This window comes from Tolypothrix bouteillei VB521301 (assembly GCF_000760695.4).
Taxonomy (GTDB): domain Bacteria; phylum Cyanobacteriota; class Cyanobacteriia; order Cyanobacteriales; family Nostocaceae; genus Scytonema; species Scytonema bouteillei_A.
Map to the genome: position 1 here is coordinate 9,191,820 of NZ_JHEG04000001.1, position 13,317 is coordinate 9,205,136.

A 13,317-nucleotide genomic window follows, 5' to 3' on the forward strand; every position below is an offset into this window, starting at 1 on the left:
ATCACTTATCCGCAAGACTCATGCCCCTAATCCCCTCTTTATGGGGTACCGCGTTTTCTAATCCCGAGATGCTTACCTAATCTTGTTTAAATCCCAAGTGTAATAACCAAGCTTGTCAGGAACTCTGGAAAATCTGCCAATTCGGTGACCTCTAGAAAGTTCATTATGGACAGCAGTTTTTATCTCCCTTAATTGTTCGGCGTTTAACTCTCCATACAAGCCTGTAATGACATCACCTACACTGAAAATTCTCCCTGAATTTCTTTGCAGCAGTATGCAGATGGCATCAATGAGAAACTTTCCTTCAAATTCCGCCAACATTGGCACTCGTCTTGCCTTAGGGAGTAAAAAGGGTTTCTTCTTTTTAGGTTTAACAGCTTTGGATTTGGATTTTCCGTTCTGCGGGGTTACCAAACTTATATCGAGAGTGTAACAACCGGGTTCCTCTGGAACAGCTGACCAGTAACCCTTTTCTTTACCATGTGTTAGTGAGGATTGCACCCTACTCTTAACTACTTTGAATACACTTGACTCTAAATCCCCATACAGTGTCCGCACAATGAAATCTATGTGACAAACAGTCCCCATATTTTCTCGCAGAATGCTTTCAATTGCTTCCAATCGAGGCAACCCGTGAAACTGAGGTTGCATTGGAACATCTGAGCCTGGAAGTGTGCGATCGTCATTCTCGAACGGTATGCGTTGCGGTGAGAATATAACTGTGGGTACTGCTGCAATTGCACCGTTTGCACCATTGGCATTTTGTAGTGCCAATTCGTTCACACTACTCTCTTGCTTGCCATTGTCTTTTAATTCAAGCTGGATAAATTCTTCTTGTTTAAAGTTAGAGATTTTATCCGGTACTTGTTGTAAATGAGAGGCTTCTTGGGAAGGTGTGGGAGGAAACGAAAGTGTTTCAACTATCGCTGTTTGGTTATCCAGTAAACCTGGTAGTGAGTAATTCGACAAGATAGCTTCTACGTGAGTCAGCTGACTTCGCGCCTGCGTACTCAAACGTTCGTATTCTTCCACAAGAGCTGCATAGTAGTCTCTTAATTCAAGCAGTGGTTCAATCAAGGCTTGTGGAGGTGGTTCTAAGTGTGGTTTTGCCATCATATGGTTTCATCTCAACCTAATTCAGTATCGGATTTGTAAGTCATTGGTCTGGGTTTAGCTTTGTTAGAGGGCTTCATTAGAGATTTTTTGGGTGCTTGAGGAGGGCGGCATTGTTCGCAGTACAAAGGACGAGGTCCAAAAGTCTCGCGCTTGGTTGATGTACCGCACTCTTTGCAAACGAAGTTGAAAACTCGTGTATGAATCAAGCGTTTGTGTGCTCTAACGGTGTATTCTCTAACGTTGATTACTTTGCTGGTCATAGTTGTAAGTTGTGAGTTTTGTCCTATCAATATAGTTCTTCAGGCACGGTAAATTGCTTTCTTGACATTTTTACTGGCAAGTTGTTGCAATTGAAGCAACAGACCAGTCACTGCACAAAGCAGACCGGTTACTGCTACTGTTTGTTAGGGCGGGGTCTGAATCAAACCCATGCGGGAAAGCGCACCCAGTAGAAAGCTTGTCTAAACTTGGAAGAAGGCTTTCTTCCTTCTTCCCACTGTCTTGGATGAGGTTAGTACTTTTTATAAGTACCTGCAACCGATCTACAACAACGCCTACTAGATACTTGACAGTACGTTTGGTTAAAGCCCAAAACACTCTAAGGTGTTTTGTATAGAGGGTGTGTGAACCACTTCCTCGAAGCCTAACATTCCATCCAGCATCGTGTATGACGCCAAATACACCTCTCCAAAATTGGTAGAATCGATTCCTGTCACGCTTTCTCAGATGCAGATCCAGGTCTGAGTCAGTTTGCGAGGTGTGAGCCACGTTAAAAGCAACGGACACTTGGTCAAAGCGCTTGAGTACAGTTTTCAGAGCTTTGACTACCACGCTCTTGTAAAACTGGTTTAACTCACTGCGAGTGCGCTTGAAATGCTTTTTGTCACCAATTTCGATGGGGATAGACAAGTCTTTATAAACAACCTTATCAATATTTATCAGTAACTGCAAGGTCATGATGTCAACTAAGGTTTTAATGCAACCTTTAATCCCAATTACAAAAGGGAGACAACTAAGACATGCAGCTACTTCAAACATAACACCTCGCACTGATTCCGTAACGTCTTTAACAAGATACCAACCTCCTGCTTTGTTTTCAGTTTTCTCTGCCATCTTGGTCTCACCTCCTTAATGCGTGTATTAAATCTATTCTGCAATAATAAAAGACTCAGACAAATTTACTATAGCTAGCTATACTTAAAACTTTTTCTTTCCTTCTACCCTCTGCCTTTTTCAAGTCAGAGGGTAGATGGCAAAGACGCCTTTTTCTTGCTTGGCAGTGAAATTTTTTTATCCCGACTGCCTGAATGCGGGGTCTGCTAAAACAACAGAGGCGTTATCAGCGATCGACTCATAAGTTGTCTGTGAACGAGAAACAACTTCAGTTATGGAACCACTAGAGCATGAGCCTACTGGTGAAAATAAAACCCTTGTACAACATTGCTGTCTGTGAGTTTTCAAGAGGCTTGAATAGAGCGTAGGTATGAATACTATGCGATAACACGGGCGTTAATAACTCAAGAAGGTATGTTTGTATATTATTTCAATTAAAGCATCACAAATTCACAGTTTGCTCATTCAAAGTTCAGCCTCTGTAAAAACGACAAATTTTACTGTTACTTTACTAGCTTCTGGTGTTAAACAGCACCCTCTGTTAACTGTGCTCCTGCACCCTAAGCCGATACTTACAGACAAAAAGATTTTATCCTGTTAATCCTTTTTAACAAGTTTGGACTCTGGGTTCCGGAACTTTACTTGCCCTATTGGTACGAGATATGTTGATTCAATAAAAAAACAGACCCTAGATAGGTGTGGCTAATGCTCGTAAGATTTAGACTACAGGTCAGAACCAAATACCGAAAAGGGTAAGAGATGCTTTTTCTTGCCATAACACTGAAGAAGTCACAAGTCAGCATGAATTAACAAGGAGATACTTTAACATATAAGGTCACTGGTTCTCAGATTTTGTCTAACTCTCGTAATTTGTACATTTTGCATTTTTCTCAATGATTTAACATTTTTTCAAAATTTTATGACTGAAACAGTAATTATTACAGGGGCAACTCAAGGGATTGGTAAATCAACAGCAATTTTATTTGCTCGTCATGGGTATAATATTGTGCTAGCGGCACGTCAACAAGAACGTTTAGAAGCTACAGCAAGTGAGATACGTGCCCTGGGTCGAGAAGTGCTTGCAATCTCCACTGATGTTAGAGATTCAGGGCAAGTCAAAAATTTAATTGAAAAGTCTCTGGCGCATTTTGGTCACATAGATGTACTGATTAATAATGCTTCAATTTTTTTTATGGGACCTGTGGAAGAAAGTTCCCTGAGTGATTGGCACCAAGTTATAGATACAAATCTTATGGGGTACATTTATACTATTCAGGCACTCTTACCCTATTTTTTAGAACGACGGAAAGGAACAATTGTTAATGTCAGTTCCATTGGCGGTCTAGATCCAATTCCTTTTCAAATACCCTATACCACAAGTAAATATGCTGTTACGGGACTAACTAAAGCGTTGCAAGCAGAATTATCGTCCAAAGGTATCCATGTTTGTGGAATTTATCCGAGCTTTATTCGCACCCGTTTAATGGAACGAGCGCTTTTTCGCGGAAAGGACGAGGAAACGGCTCGCAAACGCTATCAATTGGTGGACAAAGCATTCCAAAGCCCCCTCCTAGAGAAGCCTGAAGATGTAGCCAAGGCAATTTGGCATGCTGTTAAGTATCAGCAGTCTGATGTAGTAGTTGGTACAGCAAAATTATGGACAACGGCTTTTCAAGTATTTCCTGGCTTGATGAAGTCAGTTGTACGGAGAGTTTTTGGTATGGGAGAGCTATACAGCGATCGCTAAGCAGTGTCACTATGTGCGGTTCCTGAAATTGCAAACAGATGATACAAATGGCGCGATCCATTAATTGTCAAATACAGGTAAAGATCGTGAGTATAGGTATGCGACTTCCTTTAAGACATTGGGGAGCTAAAAGGATCTAATACAACAAATTACTCCCTTTAGGTTAGGAAAATTATCACTGTGTATAGGGTACGTTAGCACTATGCATAACGCACTATATATCTTATTAGGCAATATTGATACTGGGTGCGTTGTGTTTTTTTGCATTAACACATCCTACTAGCGCGTCTATTTAAAATGATACTTAAATTGTTGCTCTTAATTTTTGATGGGTAATTCCTATGCAAAAGAGTTTTTATGCAACAAACTTAGGTAGACGTACTATCACAGAACTATGTTGGGGGCGCGTAATTCATGATAGCAAAACACGGTATAGAAGAAGAAGCATGGCAATTGCTTGAACAATCTATTATTTATTATCAAGGTCGTCCGATTGGAACAGTAGCTGCTCTCGAGCCAGGATCGAATGCACTGAATTACGACCAATGCTTTATTCGGGATTTTGTCTTATCAGCACTTGCTTTTTTAATTAAAGGTAAGCCCGAAATTGTACGTAACTTTTTGACAGAAACTCTTAGTTTGCAGAGTCAGGAGCCACAGATAGACTCCTTTAAACCGGGGCCGGGACTTATGCCAGCTAGTTTTAAGGTAGAATCGGAGGATGGTCGCGAGTCTTTGACGGCTGATTTTGGAGAACACGCGATCGCAAAAGTACCTCCCGTTGATTCTTGCTTGTGGTGGCTTATTTTACTTCGGGCATATGTCAAAGCAACAGGTGATATTTCACTTTTTCACCAAAAACACTTTCAAAAAGGAATCAAATTAATTCTACAAATGTGCCTTGTCCATCGGTTTGCCATGTATCCAACGATGTTGGTTCCTGATGGCTCTTTTATGATCGATCGTCGTATGGGCGTTTACGAACATCCACTAGAGATTCAGGTTTTATTTTATGCAGCTTTGCGTGCGGCTGGCGATTTGTTGTTAAGAAATGATGACGCTGCTTGCAACCTTTATAACAGCGTTCACAAACGTCTAGCAAGTTTGACTTATCATCTTCGGGAATATTATTGGATCGATCTCAAGCGCTTAAATGAAATTTATCGGTACAAAGGCGATGAGTTTGGCAAAGAAGTGGCCAATAAATTCAATATATACGCTGATTCAATTCCTCATTGGTTGACGGAATGGTTACCCGATAGCGGCGGTTATCTTGCAGGTAATCTCGGTCCCGGACGTATGGATTTCCGTTTTTTTACTGTGGGTAATTTAATGGCGGTGATCGTCTCTCTTGCTAGCGTTCGAGAATCTCAAAGCATTATGAATTTAATTGAAAAACGCTGGAACGATCTCATAGGGAATATGCCAGTAAAGATTTGCTTCCCTGCACTTGAGGGTATGGAGTGGCGAATTATAACGGGATGCGATCCAAAAAATTCCCCTTGGTCTTATCATAATGGTGGGAATTGGCCCGTTTTGCTCTGGTTACTAGCAGCAGCATGTCAAAAAACAAATCGCTTGGATTTAGCAAGTCAAGCGATCGAACTGGCTGAGAAACGTTTAAGTGAAGATTCCTGGCCCGAGTATTACGATGGTAAAAATGGTCGATTAATTGGTAAAGATGCCAGGAAATACCAAACTTGGACTGTTGCAGGTTTTTTAGTTGCGAAAGCGCTAATGGTCAATCCAAAGCATTTAGATTTGCTGAGCTTTGAGAGCCAACCATAGCAGCAACGTCCTATAGATACAATCGTAGTAGAAATCCCGCGCCTAAAACAAATTAGGGCGGGGCGCACCCAAAAGATTTTATTGTATCAGCTCTTGCTTAAGGCTTTGTGAGGTATATATCCCAGATATGCCTGAATCAGGCATATTAACATATGGGCTGAGATGCATTTAATTTTGCCATTTGAAAACCTTACAGCAAGGCTTTCAGACTTCCAAAAGTACAATTTAAATGCACGATAACTTGGAAAAACTTAGCTACAACTTTTGGTTATAACAGCTAATTAGACTTGCGACGGCGAACAACCATTCCAGCTGCTGTCAAGCCAAGACCGAGTATAGTGCCGGGTTCTGGAACTTTCTTAACAGGTGGTTTTTCATTATTTTTCTTAGTCGCTACAAACAGCGATGCGTGAGACAAATCCTTACCATTCTTGTCATTACCGTCTAAAGCAACCCCAATAGTATTGAACAATCCTTGTAAACCTGTTTTAGAGAAATCAACGCCTGTGAACAGATAGGCGCTATACGCTGTACTAGTTTTAAGGCTCAGAACAAATGTATCACTGGGAAGTGCTTTGCTTAGACTCCAGTCACCAGAAGGGTCACCGTTATCTGCTGACAACAAACCATTCGAGCCATCCGATTTATCAGCTAATGCCCACGTGTAAGTGTAGTTAGAAGCCAAATTGTTTTGAAACAGACCACCATTTAGAGCATTAAGCAAGGTGCCTTGTGCCCCGGTGTCATTGCCATCCAAAGGACCCTTACAAGCTGTAGCATTAGTACTGCCAAGAGAGACATCAGTAACGTTACAACTTGTACTAGATGTATTTTGAGTGCCTTGAGTATTGCTGTTAGCTTGAGTATTGCCGTTGGCTTGAGTATTGCCGTTGGCTTGAGTATTGCCGTTGGCTTGAGTATTGCTGTTAGCTTGAGAATTACCGTTGGCTTGAGTATTGCTGTTAGCTTGAGAATTACCGTTGGCTTGAGTATTGCTGTTAGCTTGAGAATTACCGTTGGCTTGAGTATTGCTGTTAGCTTGAGAATTACCGTTGGCTTGAGTATTGCTGTTAGCTTGAGAATTACCGTTGGCTTGAGTATTGCCGTTGGTTTGATTTTTGCTGTTGCCTGCTTGTGCTGGTGCAGCCATGAGTGCAACTGTAACTCCAGTGGCGAACAAAACAGAACCTAATAATTTAGAACAAGTGTTTTTCTTCATGGCTCAAATGCTTAATTTTTAAACGAAATAACTTTGGGTAGTGAAACAGTTATCAAAATCTAATTTTTGTCAACTGCATTTTGTCTGTAACTTATCTTACGCGACTTATTAAAGGGTTTCCAGAAGACTGTTAAATTTTTATCACATTTTTACAGAATATTACTGTATTGGCAAAAATATAAAGGAGCTGTAAGTATTGCTAATCCTAGATCTTTTTTTTTAAAAGTTTATACTTAGATTTTTTGCAGTATTACTTAAAACTTAAATAACGGCCATGTCTTTTTAGTATTATCACTTAAAAAGGAAAAGAATTTCTTACTTCTTAAGCCCAAGAAGCTGTTAGTATTTTCCGAAAACCCCGGCAACACACTACCTAATACCACTTTGTAAAACAAGTGACTTCGTCTTTATAGATTTACGATGAAGCCGCTATGCTTGTTAATTCCAAGATGCGATCCAATCGAAAGTCCTTTGCTAAATCTGCCAAAGCTAATTTTAAATTGCCATATTGGTCGGGAATTTGTGCGATCAACTGGAGCACTTTATCATCCGCACAGCTCGCTGCAGCCCAGTAGAGTTCTTGTTGCCACTCAGCAGGCATAACACTCAGTTCAGCAGGGGTTAAATTCTCCAGCTTTTCTCCAGATTGAAGCGAGAGCGATCGCTCGTGCTCCTCATAAACATAACGCACACCCAAATGACGAGCAATTTTTTTAAAAAGCACATCTTCTCGGAAAGGCTTACTGATAAAGTCGTCGCAACCGGCTGCCATCACTAGAGCGCGATTCGATTCAAAAGCATAACCAGTTAGGGCAATAATAACAGTTGCCTGACCCTTCAAATGCGACTTAATCTGCTGAGTTGCCTCCATACCGTTCACGATCGGCATTTGCATATCCATAAGTATTAGGTCAGGTTCCCAACTTGACCATAAAGAAACGGCTTGCTCACCATTTTCTGCTTCACGTATGGAAAAGCCAACAGATGTTAGGAGTCTAACTAAAAGCAGACGTTGAGTCCACTCATCATCAACAACCAAGATGCGATATTTTTTTTGGTCTGATGCTAATGCCACCACCTGACCTGTTGGCTGAGAAATTTGAACGTGAGTTTCTTGTGCTAGTTCCAGGGGGATATCAAACGTAAAAGTCGTACCTTGACCTACAGTACTGCGGACTGAAATGTCTCCCCCCATAAGTTCTACAAATTTACGGCTAATTGGTAAACCCAAACCAGTCCCCGATTGAGATTTATAACCAGTGGAACCTTGAGTAAATGGTTCAAATATGGAATTTATTTCTTCTATAGCAATACCGGGTCCGGTATCTGTAATCTCAAAGACTAGGAACAAGGGAGAGGGGGAAGAAGGGGGAGACACGGTAGACACGGTAGAACTTTCTTCCTCGTCCCCCTTGTCTCCCTTGTCCCCAGTTCTCAGCCGTACACGCAATGTCGCACTACCCACCTCTGTAAATTTCACAGCATTACTTAGCAGGTTAATTAGCACCTGACGCAATTTTCCCTCGTCAGTTTGCACGTATTGAGGCACATCTTCTGCACGTTCAAAGATAAGTTGTAACTCCTTTGACTTGGCTTTAAGCAGGAACATTTCTTGCACGTTGTGCAAAAGTCTATATAAATCAAAGCTACTTTTATTTAAGGTGATCCTACCTGCCTCAATTTTAGACATTTCTAAAATGTCATCAATCAATTCCAGCAAATGCTCGCCGGAACGCATAATTAAGCTGAGATATTCTTGATGCTCGCTGGAAATGTCATGATTGCGACACATAACCTGCGTAAAACCCAGGATAACATTTAGAGGGGTTCTCAATTCGTGAGTCATGGAAGCCAAAAATTGAGATTTGGATTTGTTCGCAAGTTCTGCTGTTTCTAGTGCTTTTCGCAGTATTGTTTCTGCTAGCTTGTGTTCGGTTATGTCTACACAGGAACCAATATAGCCATCAAATTTGCCAAGAGGAGTAAATCTGGGAATCCCTGTATTACAAATCCAACGATACTCGCCATCAGCACGCAAAAAACGATATTCCATACTGAATCGTTTGCGATCGCTAAAGGCCAGCATATAATTACTTAGACAGTGTCGCACATCATCTTGGTGAACCTTTTGCAGCCAGCCATTACCGAGTTCTTGTTCTATCGTGCGTCCGGTAAAATCGAGCCATGCTTGGTTGAAAAAGTTTAAAAGGGCGTCTTTCCCTGACATCCAAATCATAACAGGGGCTGTATCTGCCATAGTACGGAAGCGTTCTTCACTTTCCCGCAATGCTGACTCTGCCTGCTTGCGTTCGGTAATATCGACTGTATATCCCACAATCTCAATAGGATGACCTGTAGCGTCTCTGACTAGCCTCAATTGCTCGAACAACCAATGATAAGTTCCATCAGCATGTAAAAAACGATACTCGTGTGAATGTCGATCGGTAATAAAAATTTTTGAAATTTCTGTATAAATGCGATTGGCATCTTCTGAATGAATATGGACAGCCCAAAAATCTCCATCTTCTAAAAATTCTCGTGCTTTATAGCCAAGAATCGTTTTAACATTCTCACTAATAAAAGTTGTTCGATAATTTCCCCCTGGTTTACAGCTATATATGATTGCAGGACATGAAGAGAGCAGATGTTGCAAGCGTTCTGTCATCAAACGCAATCCTAACTCTGCCTGTTTGCGATCGCGCAGCGCGACTTGTCGTTCCAAAATTTCTTGCTGCAACCGTTTATTTTCTTCAGCCAGTTGTTGGGAGAGTCTGCGAATACTTAATTGATGCTCAACACGCGCCAAAACCTCTTCCACTTGAAACGGATTGGAGATGTAATCGACTCCACCAACTGCAAAAGCTTTTACCTTATCAAACACCTCTTCTGAAGCACTGATAAAAATCACCGGAATGTTTTGAGTTTGAGAAGATGCTTTTAATCTAGAGCAGACTTCATAACCGTCCATTTCCGGCATTATAATATCGAGTAATATTAAATCGGGTAAAGTTGCCTCAACTGACATCAGGGCAAGTTGACCATTGAGGGCAGGTCTTACTTTATATCCTTGTTTCGATAAAATTTCGACTAAAAGACGTAAATTTGCTGGGTTATCATCGACTACTAATATATTTCCCTTTGACAGAGGAGTTTGCTCCGAACTCATAATTAAGATAAAATTGGTTGCGTTAGGGTTAAGATCTGCTGGTATTGAAAATTGTGAGCTAAATCCTCTAATATGCTAGCTAGTGGATCATTTATTTGGCGGATTTCGGCAATAAGATTTAGTACAACATCTGTATCAAGATTGAGGGCTGCTAGATAAAACCGACCGATCAAATCTGGAGGTAAAGCAGCAAGTTGTTGTGTCAGATTTGTTAGAGCAGTTTGGTTGATGTTTGTAGCTTGTACGCGATCAAAAGACGGATTTGGCGTTTGTTCTTCATAAATAAACTGAACTCCAAGATGTTTTTGTAATGCTCCAAAAATTTCTGACTCTCGAAATGGTTTGCGGATAAAGTCATCACAACCGATAGACAGAGCAATAGCTTTTTCTTCCTCTAGCGCACTCGCTGTTAAAGCAATAATTTTAATAGCTTCACCTTTGAGAGTCGTAAGGGTCGATTTAATCTTTCGTGTTGCTTCATATCCATCCATAACCGGCATCCGCATATCCATAAATATGCAATGCGGTTGCCATTTTTCGCAAATTTCAATAGCTTCTTGACCGTTGCTGACTTCCTCAAGTTCAAAACCCTTGAGGTTAAGCAATTTTCTCAGCAGTTGACGATTTAGGGGTTTATCATCAACAATCAAAATCCGGTATTGAGGCTGATTGGTTGCTAATGATACAATAGTTCTTGATGGTTGTTTGATGTCAATGTCTTTTGCATCAACTACAGTCACTGGAATGTTAAATTTAAAAGTTGTACCCACTCCCACTTCACTACAAACGTTGATTGCACCTCCTAAAAGACGCACGAACTTGCGTGTTATGGCTAATCCCAAACCCGTACCCTCATGAGATTCTTTTCCTGTTGTTGTTTGTACAAAAGCTTCAAATAGTTTGTCTAACTCTTCAGCCGCAATCCCAGCGCCCGTGTCTTTGACTTCAAAGAGGATGCGGGATTGGGAATTGACGATCGCTGAAGAGGTCAATTCCTTTGTCTCCCCCGATTGGCAGTTTTCACTTGCGAGTCCCACTTTCACCAATACCCTACCTCGATTTGTAAATTTGATTCCATTACTTATCAAGTTAATAAGCACTTGGCGTAATTTCACCTCATCAGTCCGTATGTATCTTGGAAGACTGGAAGTATAATTATAGACTAATTCCAACCCTTTCTCACTGGCTTTGTGTTGGAACATATCTTCGAGATCGTCTAGCAAGCAGCAAAGATCGAAGTTATTTGGATTAACAGTTGTACGCCCGGATTCCAGCTTTGAGAAATCCAATACTTGATTAATCAATGACAGCAAGTGCTCCCCACTGCGGATGATGATAGTAGCATTTTCTAGATTTTCTACAGATACATCTTGACTGCGCTGTATCAACCGAGAAAAACCAAGAATCGCATTTAAAGGCGAGCGCAATTCATGGCTCATATTGGCGATAAAGAGGCTTTTCGCTTTGTTTGCCACTTCTGCGGCTTCTTTGGCTTGGACGAGCTCGGTATTTAACCGTGCGACCTTGCAAGCCGCAAGCCGCATCTCTATCTCATCCATCACGACTGCTGCTAGATCGCGCAAAATAGACTTTTCTTCTTCAGAAATAGTATGAGGTTTTTTGTCACTAACGCATAACGTGCCTAAATTATAACCATCATGGGTTGTGAGTGGCGCAGCTGCATAAAAACGCAAGCCCATTTCACCGGCAACTAGGGGATTTGTTAGGGAACGCACATCGTTGCTAGCATCTAGTATGGTATAAACATCATTTGAAAGAATTGCCGATGCACATAAACCGGGCGATCGCTCTACCTGTTCTACATCCAAACCGTAGCGAGACTTGAACCAAATGCGATCGCTATCTACCAAGCTTACAATAGCAATAGGCACTTTAAAAAGTCTAGCAGCAATTGCAGTGATGCGATCGAATGCGCCATCAGGAGGTGTATCCAAAATTTCATAACGACGCAAAACCTTTAGGCGATCGCTTTCCCCTTGAGGAATACATTGCTGGTTACCAGTCATAAATATGCTTGAATGAACTATACCATTTGCATTAAATTATATTCATTCAATGAGTTGCCTTGCTTTGTGTTCACTGCAGCGTACTTTTTCAAGGTTTCTAAAAAAGCAAAGACTGCGGGACTGTGCAAAGCATCTACTAGTGTTGCTACAGCAATGACTCGTTCAAGAGGATTGGGCAAACGAAACACTTGCACTTCTTGGGGAATGGGTTTAGCAGCTAGATACGGTAACATCCCAACCGCCAATCCTTTACACACAAGACTAACGATTGTTGAATCTTCTTGTATGGAAGAATGAGCGCTAATGTATGGTGCGTGTGCTTTAACATGAGTGTGCAGGGGTTGGGCACAGGGTAAGCAAGGGAGTAAAATGAGAGGGTATTGTGCTATATTTTCCCAAGTCATTTGGTTGCTACTAATTTTTGTTTGTGGCGGAAAAAGAACAACGTATTCATCGCGCAGAAATTCCCAAGCCTCAAATTCAGACGGAGTGGGGGAGTAAGTAAACCCGATATCAGCTTGCCCATCTCGAAGTGTTTGTTCTATCTCAACATAGCTCGGTCGCTCAACTATGCTCACTGCGATTTCTGGATAACAAGAACGAAAATCTGCCATGACTTCCGGTAATATATGGGTAGCTACACTCCGAAAGGAGGCTATTCGTACTCCACCACCATGTAAACTTTTATGTAGATTTGCTTCTTTTCGCATCATCTCCAGGTGTTCTAATGCCAAGCGGGCGTGATGAACGATTTTTTCTCCTGCTGGTGTCGCCACAGCACCATGCCGCCCTCTAAGAAATAATTGTACGCCCAGACTATCTTCAAGGGTAGCGATAGCGTGACTGACAGCTGGTTGAGAAAGGTTAAGTTCTAAAGCAGCCTCGCTAAAGTTACCGTTATCTGCTACTGCAACCACGGCTAGAAGCTGGGATAGTTTCATGACAACTCCTGGTTTTAATGTATTACTCATTGTAGTAAAAATGTCTTATTAAGAAAGGCAGAGGGCAGGAGACAGAGGAGCCACTGCGGTGGACGGGTTTCACAGGCTACAGCAAGTGGCGTGGCAGAAGAGAATATTCATCCTCATCCTTATATATAAACACTATTTATGGAAGGTATGCACTGTATGTTTTGATTACC

At 41.4% G+C, this 13,317-nt stretch carries 9 protein-coding genes; 2 read left to right on the forward strand and 7 right to left on the reverse strand.

What is annotated here, in order from left to right:
* Window positions 1-72: 72 nt before the first annotated feature.
* The 3 genes from HC643_RS37580 to HC643_RS37590 form a co-directional block, all read right to left on the reverse strand.
* Window positions 73-1,116, reverse strand: a complete 1,044-nt coding sequence (locus tag HC643_RS37580) for a hypothetical protein (RefSeq protein WP_050045499.1) — start codon at window positions 1,114-1,116, stop codon at window positions 73-75.
* Window positions 1,117-1,127: 11 nt separating this feature from the next.
* Complete coding sequence (locus HC643_RS37585; RefSeq protein ID WP_050045498.1) at window positions 1,128-1,376, reverse strand: hypothetical protein; 249 nt, start codon at window positions 1,374-1,376, stop codon at window positions 1,128-1,130.
* Between the two features lie 70 nt (window positions 1,377-1,446).
* Window positions 1,447-2,229, reverse strand: a complete 783-nt coding sequence (locus tag HC643_RS37590) for a hypothetical protein (protein WP_038085185.1) — start codon at window positions 2,227-2,229, stop codon at window positions 1,447-1,449.
* A gap of 919 nt (window positions 2,230-3,148) precedes the next feature.
* Between HC643_RS37590 and HC643_RS37595 the strand changes: the two genes are divergently transcribed.
* Together HC643_RS37595 and HC643_RS37600 are read left to right on the forward strand one after the other, a co-directional pair.
* A complete protein-coding gene (locus HC643_RS37595) occupies window positions 3,149-3,976 on the forward strand; it encodes an SDR family NAD(P)-dependent oxidoreductase (RefSeq protein WP_050045497.1) in 828 nt (275 codons plus the stop codon).
* Between the two features lie 414 nt (window positions 3,977-4,390).
* Window positions 4,391-5,764, forward strand: coding sequence for a glycoside hydrolase 100 family protein (locus HC643_RS37600; RefSeq protein ID WP_202048692.1), 1,374 nt, complete (start codon window positions 4,391-4,393; stop codon window positions 5,762-5,764).
* Window positions 5,765-6,041: 277 nt separating this feature from the next.
* Here the strand turns inward: HC643_RS37600 and HC643_RS41025 are convergent, their stop codons facing one another.
* The 4 genes from HC643_RS41025 to HC643_RS37625 form a co-directional block, all read right to left on the reverse strand.
* Complete coding sequence (locus HC643_RS41025) at window positions 6,042-6,983, reverse strand: PEP-CTERM sorting domain-containing protein (protein ID WP_237266035.1); 942 nt, start codon at window positions 6,981-6,983, stop codon at window positions 6,042-6,044.
* A gap of 415 nt (window positions 6,984-7,398) precedes the next feature.
* Window positions 7,399-10,149 (reverse strand): response regulator, encoded by a 2,751-nt coding sequence (locus HC643_RS37615; RefSeq protein ID WP_050045494.1) that lies wholly within the window; start codon window positions 10,147-10,149, stop codon window positions 7,399-7,401.
* A 2-nt stretch (window positions 10,150-10,151) separates the two neighbouring features.
* Window positions 10,152-12,176, reverse strand: coding sequence for a hybrid sensor histidine kinase/response regulator (locus HC643_RS37620; RefSeq protein WP_038079904.1), 2,025 nt, complete (start codon window positions 12,174-12,176; stop codon window positions 10,152-10,154).
* Window positions 12,177-12,193: 17 nt separating this feature from the next.
* Window positions 12,194-13,147, reverse strand: coding sequence for a LysR family transcriptional regulator (locus HC643_RS37625; RefSeq protein ID WP_063779472.1), 954 nt, complete (start codon window positions 13,145-13,147; stop codon window positions 12,194-12,196).
* Window positions 13,148-13,317: the final 170 nt, after the last annotated feature.